At 56.6% G+C, this 18,493-nt stretch carries 16 protein-coding genes; 13 read left to right on the top strand and 3 right to left on the bottom strand.

The window, feature by feature from the left end; translation table 11 throughout:
- Positions 1 to 10 precede the first annotated feature (10 nt).
- The 11 genes from tar (at position 11) to ACMGG3_RS09440 (ending at position 13,199) form a co-directional block, all read left to right on the top strand.
- On the top strand, positions 11 to 1,675 hold the full coding sequence (tar, locus tag ACMGG3_RS09490; protein WP_020883382.1) for a methyl-accepting chemotaxis protein II: 1,665 nt from the start codon (positions 11 to 13) through the stop codon (positions 1,673 to 1,675).
- 44 nt (positions 1,676 to 1,719) lie between these two features.
- Positions 1,720 to 3,321, top strand: a complete 1,602-nt coding sequence (gene tap, locus ACMGG3_RS09485; RefSeq protein ID WP_032680769.1) for a methyl-accepting chemotaxis protein IV — start codon at positions 1,720 to 1,722, stop codon at positions 3,319 to 3,321.
- A gap of 19 nt (positions 3,322 to 3,340) precedes the next feature.
- On the top strand, positions 3,341 to 4,207 hold the full coding sequence (gene cheR, locus ACMGG3_RS09480) for a protein-glutamate O-methyltransferase CheR (RefSeq protein ID WP_083599652.1): 867 nt from the start codon (positions 3,341 to 3,343) through the stop codon (positions 4,205 to 4,207).
- Positions 4,204 to 5,253 carry a protein-glutamate methylesterase/protein-glutamine glutaminase gene (locus tag ACMGG3_RS09475; RefSeq protein ID WP_014170663.1) on the top strand — a complete coding sequence of 350 codons (1,050 nt, stop codon included), beginning with the start codon at positions 4,204 to 4,206 and terminating at the stop codon, positions 5,251 to 5,253. Before cheR ends, ACMGG3_RS09475 begins: the two co-directional genes overlap by 4 nt.
- A 17-nt stretch (positions 5,254 to 5,270) precedes the next feature.
- Entirely contained in the window at positions 5,271 to 5,660 is a 390-nt protein-coding gene (gene cheY / locus ACMGG3_RS09470; RefSeq protein ID WP_000763862.1) for a chemotaxis response regulator CheY, read from the top strand.
- Between the two features lie 13 nt (positions 5,661 to 5,673).
- Positions 5,674 to 6,318 carry a protein phosphatase CheZ gene (cheZ, locus tag ACMGG3_RS09465; RefSeq protein WP_013096065.1) on the top strand — a complete coding sequence of 215 codons (645 nt, stop codon included), beginning with the start codon at positions 5,674 to 5,676 and terminating at the stop codon, positions 6,316 to 6,318.
- Positions 6,319 to 6,595: 277 nt separating this feature from the next.
- Positions 6,596 to 7,744, top strand: a complete 1,149-nt coding sequence (gene flhB, locus ACMGG3_RS09460; protein ID WP_014170659.1) for a flagellar biosynthesis protein FlhB — start codon at positions 6,596 to 6,598, stop codon at positions 7,742 to 7,744.
- A complete protein-coding gene (flhA, locus tag ACMGG3_RS09455; protein ID WP_014170658.1) occupies positions 7,737 to 9,815 on the top strand; it encodes a flagellar biosynthesis protein FlhA in 2,079 nt (692 codons plus the stop codon). Before flhB ends, flhA begins: the two co-directional genes overlap by 8 nt.
- Positions 9,812 to 10,207 (top strand): flagellar protein FlhE, encoded by a 396-nt coding sequence (gene flhE / locus ACMGG3_RS09450; protein ID WP_123266835.1) that lies wholly within the window; start codon positions 9,812 to 9,814, stop codon positions 10,205 to 10,207. The genes flhA and flhE overlap by 4 nt, the downstream gene beginning before the upstream one ends.
- A 264-nt stretch (positions 10,208 to 10,471) precedes the next feature.
- A complete protein-coding gene (locus ACMGG3_RS09445; protein ID WP_025203842.1) occupies positions 10,472 to 12,055 on the top strand; it encodes an MFS transporter in 1,584 nt (527 codons plus the stop codon).
- Between the two features lie 4 nt (positions 12,056 to 12,059).
- On the top strand, positions 12,060 to 13,199 hold the full coding sequence (locus tag ACMGG3_RS09440; RefSeq protein ID WP_032680772.1) for a glycoside hydrolase family 105 protein: 1,140 nt from the start codon (positions 12,060 to 12,062) through the stop codon (positions 13,197 to 13,199).
- 34 nt (positions 13,200 to 13,233) lie between these two features.
- Here the strand turns inward: ACMGG3_RS09440 and argS are convergent, their stop codons facing one another.
- On the bottom strand, positions 13,234 to 14,967 hold the full coding sequence (argS, locus tag ACMGG3_RS09435) for an arginine--tRNA ligase (RefSeq protein WP_014170653.1): 1,734 nt from the start codon (positions 14,965 to 14,967) through the stop codon (positions 13,234 to 13,236).
- 239 nt (positions 14,968 to 15,206) lie between these two features.
- On the opposite strand from argS, the gene ACMGG3_RS09430 reads away from it, so the two are divergent.
- Together ACMGG3_RS09430 and cutC are read left to right on the top strand one after the other, a co-directional pair.
- Complete coding sequence (locus tag ACMGG3_RS09430) at positions 15,207 to 15,767, top strand: VOC family protein (protein ID WP_044867377.1); 561 nt, start codon at positions 15,207 to 15,209, stop codon at positions 15,765 to 15,767.
- Between the two features lie 76 nt (positions 15,768 to 15,843).
- Entirely contained in the window at positions 15,844 to 16,587 is a 744-nt protein-coding gene (gene cutC, locus ACMGG3_RS09425; RefSeq protein ID WP_041162738.1) for a copper homeostasis protein CutC, read from the top strand.
- 184 nt (positions 16,588 to 16,771) lie between these two features.
- On the opposite strand, the gene cmoB is transcribed toward cutC, so the two are convergent.
- Both cmoB and cmoA read right to left on the bottom strand, forming a co-directional pair.
- A complete protein-coding gene (gene cmoB, locus ACMGG3_RS09420; RefSeq protein ID WP_020883389.1) occupies positions 16,772 to 17,743 on the bottom strand; it encodes a tRNA 5-methoxyuridine(34)/uridine 5-oxyacetic acid(34) synthase CmoB in 972 nt (323 codons plus the stop codon).
- Positions 17,740 to 18,483, bottom strand: coding sequence for a carboxy-S-adenosyl-L-methionine synthase CmoA (cmoA, locus tag ACMGG3_RS09415; RefSeq protein ID WP_014170649.1), 744 nt, complete (start codon positions 18,481 to 18,483; stop codon positions 17,740 to 17,742). Before cmoA ends, cmoB begins: the two co-directional genes overlap by 4 nt.
- Positions 18,484 to 18,493 lie beyond the last annotated feature (10 nt).

Here is an 18,493-nt window from a genome sequence, read left to right as displayed (position 1 = left end):
AAGGTGTTGTATGTTGAACCGTATCCGCGTTGTCACAATGCTTATGATGGTGCTGGTCATTTTCGCACTTCTTCAGCTTACCTCCGGCGGGCTTTTTTTCTCGTCACTTAAACAAAACCAGGACAGTTTCGCCGCCTCGAACGATCTCCGCGTACAGCAGAGTGAACTGACGTCGACGTGGGATCTGATGCTGCAAACGCGTATCAACCTGAGCCGCTCTTCCGCCCGCATGATGATGGATCCAAATAATCAGCAGAGCAGTGCGAAAACGGAACTGCTGAAAAATGCGCGGGCGACCCTTGCTGACGCCGCGAAACACTACGACGCCTTTAAGAAAATCACGCCACAGCCTGCCATGGCGCAGGTGAGCCAGAATATCGATGAAAAGTACAACGCCTACTATGCCGGTCTGACGGAGCTTATTCAGTTCCTGGAAAGCGGTAACATGGACGCGTATTTCGCGCAGCCTACCCAGGGGATGCAAAACGCCCTCGGTGCGGCACTCGGGGAATATGCCAAAGCCAGTGGCGACCTGTATCACTCGGCCTTTACGCAAAGCCAGAATGATTACCGCTTTGCCAAATGGCAGATGGCCGTCATGGCGCTGGCGCTGGTCATCGTGCTGGTGGGCGTGTGGTACGGCATTCGCCACATCCTGCTTAATCCTCTCGGTCGCGTCATTGCCCACATTCGCGAGATTGCCGGTGGTGACCTGACCAAAACGCTGACCGTTTCCGGGCGCAATGAAATTACCGAGCTGGCAAACAGCGTTGATCATATGCAGCGCTCGCTAATTGAGACCGTCGCCAACGTGCGTAACGGATCGGAAGCCATTTATACCGGTACCAGCGAAATTGCGATGGGCAACAACGATCTGTCGTCGCGCACCGAACAGCAGGCCTCGGCGCTCGAAGAGACCGCCGCCAGCATGGAGCAGCTTACCGCAACCGTGAAGCAGAACGCGGACAACGCCCGTCAGGCCTCACAGCTGGCGGAAAGCGCGTCCGAAACGGCGCAGCGAGGCGGTCGCGTGGTGGACGGCGTGGTGAAAACCATGCACGAAATCGCCGACAGTTCGAAGAAAATCGCCGACATCATTAGCGTTATCGACGGCATCGCTTTCCAGACCAATATCCTCGCCCTCAACGCCGCCGTTGAAGCCGCACGTGCGGGCGAGCAGGGGCGCGGGTTTGCCGTGGTGGCCGGGGAAGTGCGCAACCTTGCCAGCCGCAGTGCCAACGCGGCGAAAGAGATCAAGGCCCTGATTGAAGACTCCGTTTCCCGCGTCGATACCGGCTCCGTGCTGGTAGAAAGCGCAGGGGAAACCATGAATGACATCGTGAATGCCGTTACCCGCGTAACGGACATCATGGGTGAAATCGCCTCTGCGTCGGATGAGCAGAGTCGTGGTATCGACCAGGTCGCTCTGGCGGTATCGGAAATGGATCGCGTGACACAACAAAACGCCGCGCTGGTGCAGGAATCCGCTGCGGCGGCCGCTGCGCTGGAAGACCAGGCAAGCCGTCTGAAGATGGCCGTCTCGGCGTTTCGTCTCGCTTCACTCGCTGGAAACACGGTCACCCCGCAAGCAACGTATCTCGCGCCTGCCGCAGCAGCGGCAGCGACCCGTAAACCTGCAGCGACGACCGGACATGAAAACTGGGAAACATTTTGACTGACATTTAAACCGCGGCTGCTTGCCGCATGATGGGAGCGTGGATGTTAAATCGTATTCGTATCTCGACCACACTGTTTTTGATTCTGATCCTTTGCGGTGTGTTGCAGGTTGGCAGTAACGGGTTGTCTTTTTGGGCGTTTCGCGATGGCTATCAGAATTTGCAGGAAGTTGAGGCGAGTAACCAGCAGCGCGCCGCCGTGGCACAGACGCGCGCCGTACTGTTGCAGGCAAGCACGGCGCTGAACAAAGCGGGAACCTTAACCGCCCTGAGTTATCCGCCGGATGACATCAAGGCGTTGATGGTGACCGCGCGCGACAGCCTGAAGCTGGCTGACGCGCAGTTTAACGCCTTCGCGGCACAGGACGCCGGCAGCGCGGAAGTGAAAGCGCTGAAAGTCGCGATGAAGAAGCGTTTTGATCAGTGGCACAGCGACCTGGATCACCAGGCGACCTGGCTTGAGAACAACCAGCTCTCGGACTTTATGACCGCGCCGGTCCAGGCGTCCCAGGCGGCGTTTGATGCGAGCTTTAATGCCTGGCAGCAGAACATTAACCAGTTTGTCCAACGCGCCGGGAATGACAGCCGTAAAAACTACCATATGTCAGGCGTGATTTTTGCCGTGGTGGTGATTCTGGCGGTGCTGCTGACCGGCGGTGCCCTGTACTGGTCGCGCAGAATGATTGTGCAACCGCTGGCGATCGTCAGCAGCCACTTCGACAGTATTGCGAAGGGTAACCTGGCGCGTCCGGTGGCGGTGTACGGCAAGAACGAAATTTCGGCGATTTTTGCCAGCCTGAAGGCGATGCAGGGCGCCCTGCGGGAAACGGTCTCCGATGTGCGACAGGGCAGTTATGCCATGCACACCGGGATCTCGGAGATTGCGGCAGGCAATAACGATCTCTCATCGCGCACCGAGCAGCAGGCAGCTTCGCTGGCGCAAACGGCTGCCAGCATGGAGCAGCTCACCGCGACGGTAAGCCAGAACGCGGATAACGCGCGTCAGGCGTCTGACCTGTCCAGACAGGCGGCGATGACGGCGAAGAAAGGGGGCGATCAGGCCTCTCACGTGGCCAGTACCATGCAGGATATTGCCGCCAGTTCACAGAAAATTGGCGACATCATCAGCGTGATTGACGGTATTGCGTTCCAGACCAACATTCTGGCGCTGAACGCGGCCGTTGAAGCGGCACGCGCCGGTGAGCAGGGGCGTGGTTTTGCGGTTGTGGCCGGTGAAGTCCGTAATCTGGCGAGCCGCAGCGCCAACGCCGCGAAAGAAATTAAAGGACTGATTGAAGAGTCCGTTTCGCGCGTCCAGCAAGGCTCTGCCCTGGTGGACACGGCGGCGAAAACCATGCACGAAATCGTCACCTCCGTTACGCGGGTTAACGACATCATGGGCGAGATTGCTTCTGCGTCCGATGAACAGCGTCGCGGAATTGAGCAGGTGGCCCAGGCGGTAAGCCAGATGGATCAGGTCACGCAACAAAACGCCTCGTTAGTGGAGGAAGCGGCAGCGGCAACCGATCAGCTGGCCAGCCAGGCGGATCATCTGACCGGGCTGGTCGCGGTATTTAATGTGAAAGAGCACGTTGAAGCAGTAACAGAAGTCGGGCGGTCGCAGGCCGTGCCAGTTGTATCCTGAATGTAATTAAGAAGGCGCTATGACATCACCAATGCCCCCAGGGCAAACGTCATTACTGTTGCAGATGACACAGCGCCTCGCGCTGTCCGACGCGCATTTTCGTCGGATATGTCAGTTAATCTACCAGCGTGCGGGGATTGTGCTTGCCGATCATAAGCGAGACATGGTCTACAACCGTCTGGTGCGGCGCTTGCGTACGCTGGGGCTGGACGATTTTGGTCGCTATCTGAGCATGCTCGAAGCGAACCAGAACAGCGCAGAGTGGCAGGCTTTTATTAACTCGTTAACCACCAACCTGACCGCATTTTTCCGTGAAGCTCACCACTTCCCGGTCCTGGCGGAGCACGCGCGTCGCCGCAGCGGGGAGTATCGCGTCTGGAGTGCGGCCGCCTCAACCGGGGAAGAGCCGTACTCGCTGGCGATCACCCTTGCCGACACGCTGGGTATGGCGCCTGGACGCTGGAAAGTCTACGCCAGTGATATTGATACCGAAGTGCTGGAAAAGGCACGCAACGGCGTGTATCGCCAGGATGAGCTGAAAACGCTGTCACCTCAGCAGTTGCAGCGTTACTTCATGCGCGGAACCGGCCCGCATGAAGGCCTGGTGCGCGTGCGCCAGGAGCTGGCGAACTGTATCGAATTCGCGCCCGTTAACCTGCTGGATAAGCAGTACAACGTGCCGGGGCCATTCGACGCTATTTTTTGCCGTAACGTCATGATCTATTTTGATAAAACGACGCAACAGGACATTCTGCGTCGGTTTGTTCCGTTGCTCAAGCCTGACGGTTTACTGTTTGCCGGGCACTCGGAAAACTTCAGCAACCTCGTGCGTGAGTTTAGCCTGCGTGGGCAAACGGTATATGCGCTGAGTAAGGAAAAAGCATGAGTAAAATCAGGGTGTTGTCTGTCGACGATTCTGCGCTGATGCGCCAGATCATGACTGAAATTATCAATAGCCACAGCGACATGGAGATGGTGGCGACAGCGCCTGATCCGCTGGTAGCGCGGGATTTAATTAAAAAATATAACCCCGACGTGTTAACGCTGGATGTCGAAATGCCGCGCATGGATGGCATTGATTTCCTGGAAAAATTGATGCGCCTGCGGCCCATGCCGGTGGTGATGGTCTCATCCCTGACCGGAAAAGGATCTGAAATTACCCTGCGTGCGCTGGAGTTAGGGGCGGTGGATTTTGTCACCAAACCTCAGCTTGGCATTCGTGAAGGGATGCTGGCGTACAGCGAAATGATCGCCGAGAAGATCCGCACCGCGTCACGTGCGAAGCTTGCCGCGCACAAACCGATGGATGCACCGGTAACGCTGAAGGCCGGTCCTTTACTCAGTTCGGAAAAACTGCTGGTGATTGGGGCGTCAACCGGGGGAACAGAGGCAATTCGTCATGTACTCCAGCCATTGCCGCTTTCAAGTCCGGGTATTCTGATCACGCAGCATATGCCGCCAGGCTTTACCCGCTCGTTCGCCGAGCGTCTGAACAAGCTGTGTCAGATCAGCGTGAAAGAGGCGGAAGACGGTGAGCGCGTACTCCCCGGCCATGCGTATATCGCACCGGGTGACAAGCATATGGAGCTGGCGCGCAGTGGCGCTAACTATCAAATCAAAATTCATGACGGGCCGCCGGTAAACCGGCACCGTCCGTCGGTGGATGTGCTGTTTCATTCGGTGGCGAAACATGCGGGGCGCAACGCCGTTGGGGTGATCCTGACGGGGATGGGTAACGACGGTGCCGCCGGAATGCTTGCAATGCACCAGGCTGGCGCCTGGACGATTGCGCAGAATGAAGCAAGTTGTGTGGTGTTCGGCATGCCGCGCGAGGCCATCAATATGGGTGGCGTGAGCGAAGTGGTCGATCTTAGCCAGGTAAGCCAGCAGATGCTGGCGAAAATCAGTGCCGGACAGGCAATACGTATTTGACTCAGGAGTATTATTTTATGGCGGATAAAGAGCTTAAGTTTTTGGTTGTGGATGACTTTTCCACCATGCGTCGTATCGTACGCAACCTGCTGAAAGAGCTGGGCTTCAACAACGTTGAAGAAGCAGAAGACGGCGTTGATGCGCTGAACAAACTGCAGGCGGGCGGGTTTGGTTTTGTTATCTCCGACTGGAACATGCCAAACATGGACGGTCTGGAACTGCTGAAAACCATCCGTGCGGACGCGGGAATGGCATCATTGCCGGTTCTGATGGTGACCGCAGAAGCGAAAAAAGAGAACATTATTGCCGCAGCACAGGCGGGCGCTAGTGGCTATGTTGTGAAGCCGTTCACTGCGGCCACCCTGGAAGAGAAGCTCGGTAAGATCTTCGAGAAACTCGGCATGTGAGGTGTTGGTTATGATGATGCAACCTGCTATGAAACCCGTTGAAGAACACTCGCCCAGCGATATCATTGCCCGCATCGGCAGCCTGACACGCATGCTGCGTGACAGCCTGCGTGAACTGGGGCTGGACCAGGCAATTGCTGAAGCGGCGGAAGCCATTCCGGATGCCCGCGATCGTCTGGACTACGTTGTGCAGATGACCGCTCAGGCGGCTGAACGTGCGCTGAACAGCGTTGAAGCGTCACAACCGCATCAGGATGCGATGGAGAAAGGCGCGAAAGCGCTGACCAAACGCTGGGATGAGTGGTTTGAGAATCCAATCGAGCTGGCGGATGCCCGCGAGCTGGTCACGGATACCCGTCAGTTCCTGGGCGATGTGCCGGGCCACACCAGCTTTACCAACGCGCAGCTGCTGGACATCATGATGGCGCAGGATTTCCAGGACCTCACGGGCCAGGTTATCAAGCGCATGATGGATGTGATTCAGGAAATTGAACGTCAGCTGCTGATGGTGCTGCTGGAGAACATTCCGGAACCGGCCGCTCGTCCAAAACGCGAGAACGAAAGCCTGCTCAACGGTCCACAGCTCGACGCCACCAAAGCGGGCGTTGTGGCAAGCCAGGATCAGGTAGACGACCTGCTGGACAGCCTTGGTTTCTGATTGAGGTGATGACCCTCAGGTTGCGTACGCAACCTGAGGGTATGCCGCTTAATTTTGAGTGCATAACGCTGGGGTGGCTGGCCCTTGCTCACGCCCTGCTTGCTGACAGTGTTGCCAAACGCTATCTCAAATTTTTTTTTTGCCGTTTTTTACTCATCACCCGATTGCTCCGACGCTGAACTGGCTAAAAGAACCCGGTTATTGGGTTTTTTCAACCCATTGATGAAAGGTCAGGCTGGCATGATACCCGTGACTAAATGGGCTGCGAGCAGGCACTGTGGCAGAAGAGAACGACGACAAAACGGAAGCCCCCACACCCCACCGACTAGAAAAAGCGCGTGAGGAAGGGCAGGTCCCCCGATCCCGAGAACTGACATCCCTGCTGATCCTCATCGTAGGCGTGTGCATTATCTGGTGGGGTGGGGAGGCGCTCGCCCGCAAACTGGCGGGAATGCTCTCGGCTGGCCTACGTTTTGACCACAGTATGGTCAACGACCCTAACCTGATCCTCAGCCAGATAATCCTGCTCGTTAAAGATGCCATGCTTGCGCTGTTGCCCCTGATTACCGGCGTCGTGCTGGTGGCGCTGGTCTCGCCCGTGATGCTGGGCGGTCTGGTGTTTAGCGGGAAATCGCTGCAACCCAAGTTTTCGAAACTGAACCCGCTGCCGGGGATTGCGAAAATGTTCTCGGCGCAAACCGGTGCGGAGTTGCTTAAAGCGATTCTGAAATCGGTCCTGATGGGCAGTACCGGCGGTTTTTTTCTGTGGCACCACTGGCCGGAAATGATGCGCCTTATCAGCGAATCGCCGTTAACCGCGATGAGCAATGCGCTGAACCTGGCCGGGCTCTGTGCCCTGCTGGTGGTGCTCAGCATTATTCCTATGGTGGGTTTTGACGTTATCTTCCAGCTTTACAGCCACTTCAAGAAACTGCGCATGTCTCGTCAGGATATTCGGGATGAATATAAGCAGATGGAAGGTGACCCGCACGTGAAAGGGCGTATCCGCCAGATGCAACGTGCTGCCGCCCGTCGACGGATGATGGAAGATGTGCCAAAAGCCGACGTCATTGTGACTAACCCGACACACTATTCCGTTGCGCTGCAGTACGACGAAAACAAAATGAGCGCGCCGAAAGTGGTGGCGAAAGGGGCGGGGCTCATCGCCCTGCGTATTCGTGAAATTGGTACCGAAAACCGGGTGCCCATACTCGAAGCGCCTCCGCTGGCGCGCGCGCTGTATCGCCATGCGGAAATTGGACAACAGATCCCAGGACAACTCTACGCCGCGGTGGCGGAAGTGCTGGCCTGGGTATGGCAGTTGAAACGCTGGCGTCTGGCTGGCGGTCAACGGCCTGTGAAACCTGAGAACCTTCCGGTGCCTGACGCGCTGGATTTTATGAACGAGAAGGACACTGATGGCTAATCTGGTGGCAATGTTGCGCCTGCCCGGCAACCTGAAATCGACGCAATGGCAGATCCTTGCCGGACCGATTCTCATCCTGCTAATTCTGTCGATGATGGTGTTGCCGCTTCCGGCGTTCATCCTCGACCTGCTTTTCACATTCAACATTGCGTTGTCCATTATGGTTTTGCTGGTGGCGATGTTCACCCAGCGCACCCTTGAGTTCGCCGCATTCCCGACCATTCTGCTGTTTACCACCTTGTTAAGGCTGGCGCTGAACGTGGCGTCAACCCGTATCATTCTGATGGAAGGCCACACCGGTGCTGCCGCGGCGGGTAAAGTGGTTGAGGCATTCGGCCACTTCCTGGTCGGCGGTAACTTTGCCATCGGTATCGTGGTGTTCGTCATTCTCGTCATCATTAACTTTATGGTTATCACCAAAGGTGCCGGACGTATCGCGGAAGTGGGCGCGCGTTTTGTGCTTGACGGGATGCCGGGCAAGCAGATGGCCATCGACGCGGATCTGAACGCCGGGCTTATTGCCGAAGATGAAGCCAAAAAGCGCCGCTCGGAAGTGACGCAGGAAGCTGACTTCTACGGCTCAATGGACGGTGCGAGTAAGTTTGTTCGCGGTGATGCCATTGCGGGCATCCTGATCATGGTGATTAACGTGGTCGGCGGCCTGCTGGTGGGCGTGCTGCAGCACGGCATGGACATGGGCCACGCGGCGGAAAGCTATACGCTGCTGACCATTGGTGACGGTCTGGTGGCGCAGATCCCGGCGCTGGTCATCTCAACGGCGGCGGGGGTTATCGTGACCCGCGTCAGTACCGATCAGGATGTTGGCGAGCAGATGGTCGGGCAGCTCTTCAGCAACCCGCGCGTGATGCTGCTGGCCGCCGCGGTGCTGGGCCTGCTCGGTCTGGTGCCGGGAATGCCAAACCTGGTGTTCCTGCTGTTCACTGCGGCATTGCTGGGCCTTGCCTGGTGGATGCGTGGCCGTGAGATGACCCCGGCAGCGGAACCTGCTCCGGTAAAAATGCCGGAGAACACGCAGGCCGTGGAAGCGACCTGGAACGACGTTCAACTGGAAGATTCGCTGGGAATGGAAGTGGGGTATCGCCTCATCCCGATGGTCGATTTCCAGCAGGATGGCGAACTGCTGGGCCGAATCCGCAGCATCCGTAAAAAATTCGCCCAGGACATGGGCTTCCTGCCGCCGGTGGTTCACATCCGCGACAATATGGATCTGCCGCCTGCGCGCTATCGAATTCTGATGAAAGGCGTAGAGATTGGCAGCGGTGATGCTTATCCTGGCCGCTGGCTGGCCATTAACCCGGGCACCGCGGCAGGTACGCTGCCGGGCGAGCAAACCATCGATCCGGCTTTTGGCCTGGCTGCCATCTGGATTGAAAGTGCGCTGAAAGAGCAGGCGCAAATTCAGGGCTACACCGTGGTGGAGGCGAGTACCGTGGTGGCGACCCACCTGAACCATCTGATTGGACAATTCTCGGCAGAGCTGTTTGGTCGTCAGGAAGCCCAGCAACTGCTCGATCGCGTCACGCAGGAGATGCCGAAGCTGACAGAAGATCTCGTGCCAGGCGTCGTGACGCTGACCACGCTGCACAAGGTGCTGCAAAACCTGCTCGAGGAAAAAGTGCCGATCCGCGATATGCGTACCATTCTGGAAACCCTCGCCGAGCATGCACCGTTGCAAAGCGATCCGCACGAACTGACGGCGGTGGTGCGCGTGGCACTGGGACGGGCGATCACGCAGCAGTGGTTCCCGGGCACCGGGGAAGTGCAGGTTATCGGCCTCGATACGCCGCTTGAACGTCTGCTGCTGCAGGCTCTGCAGGGCGGTGGAGGGCTGGAACCTGGCCTGGCCGACCGTCTGCTGGAGCAAACACAAGAGGCGCTGGCGCGTCAGGAGATGCTGGGTGCGCCACCGGTTCTGCTGGTGAACCATGCGCTGCGTCCGCTGCTGTCGCGCTTCCTGCGCCGTAGCCTGAACCAGCTGGTCGTGCTGTCGAATATGGAGTTGTCGGATAACCGTCATATCCGTATGACGGCGACGATAGGAGGAAAATAATGCGTAAGTGGTTATGGATTTTACTTTTTCCGCTGGTGGCCCAGGCCGCCGGGGAAGGGACCTGGCAGGCCAGCAGCATTGGCGTGACCCTCAGCAACCGCGGTGTCGCCATGTCTTCGCGACCGCTATCACCGACTGAGCCGGTGTCCGGTCTGATGACCCTGGTGGTCTGGAACTACACGCTTATTGGCCCAACGCCTGCCGGGCTTCGGGTACGGCTGTGCTCCCAGACACGCTGTACGGAAATTGACGGAGAGAATGGCACCACTCAGGCCTTCAACGGCGTGCCTGCTGTCGAACCTTTGCGCTTTATCTGGGAAGTGCCGGGCGGCGGACGCCTGATCCCTGCGCTGAAAGTTCAGCGTAATTCCGTCATCGTCAACTACCGCTAATACCCCGCTTTCTACGACAGCCATCAGCCATTTCTGATGGCTGGCTCGCAAAAAATGACCTCCTCTTTTGATGTAAAAGAAACGCTGTTTTATAAATCAGTGACACGCGTAACGACACTCTTTGCATTTTTGCCAGCCGCTTGCCGGTGATGGCAAAAACAGAAAGGTATCACCAGGTCGATACTCTTACTGTAGCCGTGTAATAACTCCCGGATCAGATTTTGCTTACAGGGAGTCTCCCAAAACTGAGTAGGGTTGACGGCAATGAAAACACGAAAAATTGGACTCGCAAATTATCTTGCTTACGGGTCAGGCGATTTCCTCGGGGCGGGAACCACCGCCCTGACGGCGGCCTGGCTTTTGTATTTTTATACAACGTTCTGTGGACTCTCCCCGATTGAAGCAACCTTCATCTTTGCTGCCGCAAGGGTACTGGATGCCGTCGTCAGCCCTTTGATGGGCTTTTTGACCGATAACTTTGGCACGACCTGGCTCGGCAAGCGCTTCGGTCGGCGTAAGTTCTTTATTCTGTTGGGGATCCCGTGCGTATTCAGCTACTCCCTGATGTGGGTGGGGGAGATGAGTTTCTGGTATTACCTGCTGACCTATCTGGTGTTCGATATCGTCTACACCATGATTCTGGTGCCGTACGAAACGCTGGTGCCGGAAATGACCGACGACTTCAAACAGAAAACCCGCTTCTCAGGTGCCCGTATCTCGATGGCGCAAATGTCTGCCATCCTGGCCTCATTCCTGCCGGGGATCCTGCTCACGCATTTCGGCAAAGACAACGCGGTCTCCTTTTTCTATGCAAGCCTGGTCTTCTCCGTGCTGTGCGCGCTGATGCTGATGCTCGTCTGGTTCTTCACCTGGGAGCGACCGCGGGAAGAGTGGAGCGAAGCCGCCCTGCGTGCCGAAGAAGAGAAGAAGAAACTGTCGCTCGGGCAGAGCCTCAACCGCCTGTTTGTGGAGTTGAGCTCTACGCTGCGCGTGAGAATTTTTCGTCAGCATCTGGGGATGTACCTTGGCGGGTATATCGCCCAGGACGTCTTTAATGCCGTGTTTACCTACTACGTGGTTTTCGTGCTGATGCAGGAAGCATCCATGGCCTCCAGCCTGCTGGGCACGATGGCCATCTTCCAGTTTATTGCGGTTATCGCCATGATCCCGCTGTGCATTCGCTTCGGACCCGCGCCGTCCTATCGGATGGTCGTGGTGCTGTTTGGCCTGGCATCGCTTTCCTACGCCGTGCTGTATTACGCGGGCCTGAGTGATATCTACTCTCTGTTATTGCTGGTCTCTGCAGTTGCCGGTCTGGGACGCGGTGGGATCAACTATGTACCGTGGAATACCTACACCTACATTGCTGATGTCGATGAAGTGATCACCGGCCAGCGCCGCGAAGGGATTTTCGCCGGCATCATGACGCTGACCCGTAAAGCCTCGCAGGCGGGGGCGGTAATGCTGGTAGGCATTGTGATGCAGATGTCCGGCTTTGTAAGCGGACAAAAGACCCAGCCCGCGGAAGTGAGCCACACCATTCTGCTGATCCTGAGCGTGGGAACGCTTCTGGTTCTGTTCTGCGGCTTCCTGGTTTCGCTGCGTTTCAAACTCAATTTGCACACCCACACCACGCTGCGTGAAGAGACCGCCAAAATGCGCGCGTCTGGCCGCGCCATTCCTGAGAGTGCGACACCAGAAGCCCGCGCCACCGTGGAGATGCTGGCCGGTATGCCTTATGCGTCGCTGTGGGGCAATAACAACATCGGTTATCTGAATCGTAATAAGCCTGCGGCACCTTCGCTGAAGGGGCGCGCGGTACTGAATTCGACATACAACAGAGGTTAAGATAATGAAAGTTTGGCCGGTCAAACACAGTCCACTCCTGCGTCAGCCTGCGCATTTCATCGCCCGGGACGAGCTGAAATCGCTGATTGAAAAGGTGACGCATAACCTCGTTAATATCCACGACACAACAGGTGAATTTTTACTGCGCCTGGACGACGGGCGGGTCATTGACACCAAAGGATGGGCAGGCTGGGAGTGGACCCACGGCGTGGGGTTATACGGTATCTGGCAGTATTACTGCCAGACGGGCGACGAAGCGATGCGTGACATCATTGACCGCTGGTTTGCCGATCGTTTCAGGGAAGGGGCGACCACCAAAAACGTGAATACCATGTCACCGTTCCTGACGCTGGCTTATCGTTACGAAGAGACCAGAAACCCGGCCTGGCTGCCGTGGCTGGAAAGCTGGGCGGAGTGGGCCATGAATGAGATGCCGCGCACCGACCATGGCGGCATGCAGCACATCACCCTGGCGGAAGAGAATTCTCAGCAGATGTGGGATGACACGCTGATGATGACGGTTCTGCCGCTGGCGAAAATCGGCAAACTCCTTAATAAACCGGAGTACGTTGAAGAGGCGGTGTATCAGTTTCTGCTGCACGTGCAGAACCTGATGGATCGCGAAACCGGCCTGTGGTTCCACGGCTGGAATTACGAAGGCCACCATAACTTTGCGAAGGCACGCTGGGCACGAGGCAATAGCTGGCTGACCATCGTGATCCCTGATTTCCTTGAGCTGGTGGATTTGCCTGAACATAACGCCGTTCGCCGCTACCTTGTGCAGGTGCTGAACGCGCAGATTGCGGCCCTCGCCAAATGTCAGGACGATAGCGGCCTGTGGCATACGCTGCTCGACGATCCGCACGCCTACCTTGAGGCGTCAGCCACGGCAGGCTTTGCCTACGGTATTCTGAAAGCGGTGCGTAAACGCTATGTCGGCGCGGAATATGCTGAGGTGGCGGAGAAAGCGATTCGCGGCATTGTGGAAAATATCTCGCCGGAAGGGGAGTTACTACAGACGTCGTTCGGTACGGGGATGGGCAGCGATCTGGCGTTCTATCGCCAGATCCCACTCACGTCGATGCCCTATGGACAGGCCATGGCAATCCTGTGTTTAACGGAATACCTGCGCAAATATTTTTGAACATAAAAAACCCGGCGATGGCCGGGTTTTTTTATTACATGCGCTCTACGGTTTCGATACCCAGGGTATCCAGACCCAGCTTCAGGGTCTTCGCCGTCAACTGAGCCAGCTTCAGGCGGCTGTTGCGGACCGCTTCGCTTTCCGCAGACAGGATAGGGCAGTGTTCGTAGAAACCGGAGAACAGACCCGCCAGATCGTACAGGTAAGAGCACATCACGTGCGGGGTACCGTCACGTGCGACAACGGCCAGCGTCTCTTCAAACTGCAGCAGACGTGCCGCCAGCTGGGCTTCGCGATCTTCGGAAATGATCACCTCAGCATTGGCCAGCGCGCTTTCATCGATACTGGCTTTACGGAACACGGAGAGCACGCGGGTGTAGGCGTACTGCATATACGGCGCAGTATTACCTTCAAAGGCCAGCATGTTATCCCAGTCGAAGATATAGTCGGTGGTACGGTTCTTGGAGAGATCCGCGTACTTCACTGCACCGATCCCCACGGCGTTGGCGAGTTTTTCCAGCTCATCGGCAGGCATATCCGGATTCTTCTCGGCCACCAGACGGCGGGCGCGTTCCAGCGCTTCGTCCAGCAGGTCGGACAGCTTCACGGTACCGCCTGCACGGGTTTTGAACGGCTTACCGTCTTTACCCAGCATCATGCCGAACATATGGTGTTCAAGCGGCACGGAATCCGGCACGTAGCCTGCTTTGCGCACGATAGTCCACGCCTGCATCAGGTGCTGGTGCTGACGGGAGTCAATGTAGTACAGCACGCGGTCCGCATGCAGCGTTTCGTAACGGTATTTCGCACAGGCGATATCGGTGGTGGTGTAGAGATAGCCGCCATCCTTTTTCTGGATGATCACGCCCATCGGTTCACCTTCCTTGTTTTTATACTCATCAAGGAACACGACCGTAGCGCCTTCGCTCTCAACCGCCAGGTTTTTGGCCTTCAGGTCAGCCACAATGCCAGGCAGCATCGGGTTATAGAGGCTTTCACCCATCACATCGTCACGGGTCAGGGTGACGTTCAGACGGTTATAGGTGAGCTGGTTCTGGGACATGGTGATGTCAACCAGTTTGCGCCACATCTCGAGGAAGTACGGGTCGCCGCCCTGCAGTTTTACCACGTAACTGCGCGCGCGCTCGGCAAAAGCGTCGTCTTCGTCGTAGTGTTTTTTAGCTTCGCGGTAGAACCCTTCCAGGTCTGCCAGGGCCATCTCACCCGCGTTTTCCTGCTGCTGTTTTTCCAGGTAAGCAATCAGCATCCCGAACTGGGTACCCCAGTCACCCACGTGGTTCGCGCGGATCACTTTGTGTCCGAGGAACTCCAGGGTACGCACGGCCGCGTCACCGATAATGGTGGAACGCAGGTGCCCGACGTGCATCTCTTTCGCCACGTTTGGCGCTGAGTAGTCAATCACCACGGTCTGCGCTTCTGGCTGGGAGACACCCAGACGGTCAGATTTCAGCGCCGCGTCAACGTGGCGTGCCAGGAAAGCAGGCTCAAGGAAGATGTTGATAAATCCAGGGCCGGCGATTTCAGTTTTGCTGGCAATACCGGTGAGATCCAGATGAGTCAGCACCTGCTCAGCGAGTTGTCGCGGCGGCATACCCAGTTTTTTAGCCACTGCCATCACGCCATTAGCCTGATAGTCGCCAAACTGTACTTTTGCTGACTGACGAACCTGCGGTTCGCAATCCGCAGGCGCACCTGCGGCAATCAGTGCCTGACTGACTTTTTCGGAGAGAAGAGCCTGAATATTCACCTGGATACCTTACATTTTTGATGCGGGCAAATAACCGCCCGCGCCAGTTAAAGAATTTAGGGCGGGAGTATACTGCAAATGCCTTCTGGCGTCAGCATTGCGGGGGCCGAAGATTGCTCAGAATCCAGGCTAAGAAAGCATGCATAAACATGCAGTCGTAAAAACCGCTATTCAGAGGTTGGTCGAAAGAGGGCAACAGAGTAAATTAGCGGCTTTGCGACACGATAAGAGACTGACGTATGGCGAACTGGCACTCCATTGACGAACTGCATGATATTTCCGCAGATTTACCGCGCTTCACCCAGGCGTTCACAGAACTTGCCACCCGCCTTGGTCTGGATATTGCGCCGCTTGAGGCCGATCACATCTCCTTGCGCTGCCATCAGAACGCAACCGCCGAGCGCTGGCGTCGCGGGTTTGAACAGTGTGGCGAGTTACTCTCAGAGAACATCATCAACGGTCGCCCCATCTGCCTGTTCAAACTGCAAGAACCGGTTTGCGTGGCTCACTGGCAGTTCAGTGTGGTCGAATTGCCCTGGCCGGGCGAGAAACGCTACCCGCATGAAGGCTGGGAGCATATCGAAATTGTCCTGCCGGGTGAGCCCGAAACGCTGAATGCTCGTGCACTGGCGCTGTTGTCTGACGAGGGTCTGAGCAAGCCTGGCATTTTTGTGAAAACAAGTTCCCCGAAAGGCGAACGTGAGCGTCTGCCTAATCCTACTCTGGCCGTCACTGACGGACAGGTTACCGTGAAGTTCCATCCCTGGACGATTGAACAGATTGTTGCCAGCGAAGCATAAGATGTGACCGTACGCTGAGACCGGGCGTAGCCTGCGTGTCATGATGGTGCGTTAAGTGGATATTAAGGAGGATGTAATGGCGCTGCTGGAGATTTGTTGTTACAGCGTGGAGTGTGCCGTCACCGCGCAACAGCACGGGGCTGACCGCATTGAACTGTGCGCCGCACCCAAAGAGGGTGGGTTAACGCCTTCGTACGGGATGCTGAAGTCTGCCCGTCAGGCTGTCACCCTTCCGGTACACCCGATTATTCGTCCTCGCGGCGGCGATTTCTGTTACACGCCGGGCGAGTTCAGTGCCATGCTTGAAGATATCACTCTCGTTGGCGATCTGGGATTCCCCGGCCTGGTTATTGGGTTGCTTGATGAAGACGGCAATGTCGATCTGCCGCGCATGCGTCAGGTCATGAACGCGGCAAAAGGGATGGCGGTCACTTTTCATCGCGCGTTTGATATGTGTAAAGATCCCCTGCAATCCTTTGATATTCTTGCTGAACTTGGCGTGGCGCGGGTCCTGACATCGGGTCAGCAGTCCTCTGCTGAAAAAGGACTGCAATTAATTACGGAACTAAAAGCACATTCCGGTGTTCCAATAATAATGGCGGGTGCGGGAGTGCGTGCCAGCAATATGGAACTGTTTTTAAACGCCGGGGTAGAGGAGCTTCACAGCTCTGCAGGCAAATGGATGCCATCGCCCATGCGTTATCGCAACACAGGGTTGTCAATGTCGACGGATGCTGAAGCGGATGAGTACTCACGCTACGGTGTAGAGGGAGAGTCGGTTGCGGTAATGAAATCGATGATTGAACGTCATCACGTGTAGCAACGTACCGATTTTTACCGCGCATCATGTCGCCCAATATGATGCTTGCTTGTACCAGGCCCCTGCAATTTCAACAGGGGCCTTTTTTTATGCCCCTCACCCTAACCCTCTCCCCAAAGAGGAGAGGGGACAGTACGGTGCGGTCTTTTCTCCCTCGCCCCTTTGGGAAGAGGACCGGGGGAATCTACGGTTTCGTCGCGATCAACACCGCGCGCATTGGCGCAGGATACCCTTCGACAGTCTTGCTGTGGTCTGCCGGGTCGAGGAATTCCGCCAGCGATTCGGTGATCATCCAGTCGGTGCGACGCTGTTCTTCAGTTGACGTTACGCAGACATCGGCAATACGGACATCCACAAAACCGCACTTCTCCAGCCAGTTTTTCAGCGCCGGCGCGGAAGGGATAAAGTAAACGTTCCGCATCTGCGCATAGCGATCGCCCGGCACCAGAACGGTATTCTCATCACCCTCTACCACCAGCGTTTCCAGCACCAGCTCGCCGCCGCTGACCAGCTGATCTTTCAGCTGCCACAGATGTTCGAGTGGGGAGCGGCGGTGGTACAGGACACCCATCGAAAACACGGTGTCAAACGCCTTCAGGGCAGGGAGCTGCTCAATACCCAACGGCAGCAGGTGCGCGCGCTGGTCGTTACCCAGCAATTTACGCACCGCTTCAAACTGGCACAGGAACAGCTGCATAGGGTCAATCCCCACTGCCAGATGTGCCCCTGCGCCAATCATGCGCCACATGTGGTACCCGCTGCCGCAGCCAACATCCAGAATGGTTCGCCCGGTGAGGTCGGAAAGGTGAGGCAGCACGCGATCCCATTTCCAGTCAGAACGCCATTCAGTATTAATGTTAACGCCGTAGAGTGAGAACGGACCTTTGCGCCACGGCATCAGGTTACGCATCAGCGTTTCAATGCGGTTTATCTGCCCGGGCGGAAGCGGCGTTTCGCTTTGCGCGGTAACGCTGTGGAGCAGATCCAGACGGTGCGGAGTCAGTTCCGGCAGAAACTCCACCGCGTTGGACCACTGCTTTAACAGACCATGCTGCTGATCCCGCTGCCAGGCAGCAATTTGTGCAGGCAGCGTCTCCAGCCAGTGGGAGAGGTGGTTTTTGGCAATCAGCTGATAGAAATTACTGAACTCGATCATGCGATGTCCCCACCTTTCAGCGCCACCAGCGAGCCGAAGTTGAAGCACTGGAACCACAGTTCGCTGTGCTCGAAGCCTGCCTGACGCAGGCGTGCTTTATGGGTTTCGACGGAGTCCGTCAGCATCACGTTTTCGAGCATGCTACGTTTCTGGCTAATTTCCAGTTCGCTATAGCCGTTGGCCCGTTTGAAGTCGTGGTGCATATTGAACAGCAGCTCACCCACTTCGGCATCTTCAAAGCTGAATTTCTCGGACAGCACCAGCGCGCCACCGGGTTTCAGGCCTTTATAGATTTTGTCCAGCAACAGCTGACGGTCTTCAGGCACCAGGAACTGCAGAGTAAAATTCAGAACCACCAGCGACGCGTTATGGATGTCGATATCACGGATATCACCTTCCACAACCTCGACTGGCGTCGGGGCTTTATACGCGTCGATGTGGCGACGGCAGCGTTCCACCATGGCCGGGGAGTTATCGACGGCAATGATTTTGCAGCCTTCATGGTGAACGTTACGACGAACAGACAGCGTTGCCGCGCCGAGCGAGCAGCCCAGATCATATACCTGCGTGCCGGGTTGAACGAAACGCTCAGCCAGCATGCCGATCATAGAGATGATATTGGAATAACCGGGAACAGAGCGCTGGATCATATCCGGGAAGACTTCGGCTACCCGTTCATCAAAGGTCCAGTCGCCCAGGCTGGCGATAGGCGCGGAAAAAAGCGTGTCGCGATCTGACATAACGTAAAAA

Source organism: Enterobacter sp. BNK-18, from assembly GCF_047456135.1.
In the GTDB taxonomy this organism is placed as follows: domain Bacteria; phylum Pseudomonadota; class Gammaproteobacteria; order Enterobacterales; family Enterobacteriaceae; genus Enterobacter; species Enterobacter ludwigii.
Note: the sequence above shows the minus strand (reverse complement) of the source record. Positions and strands in the feature narration are given on the sequence as shown.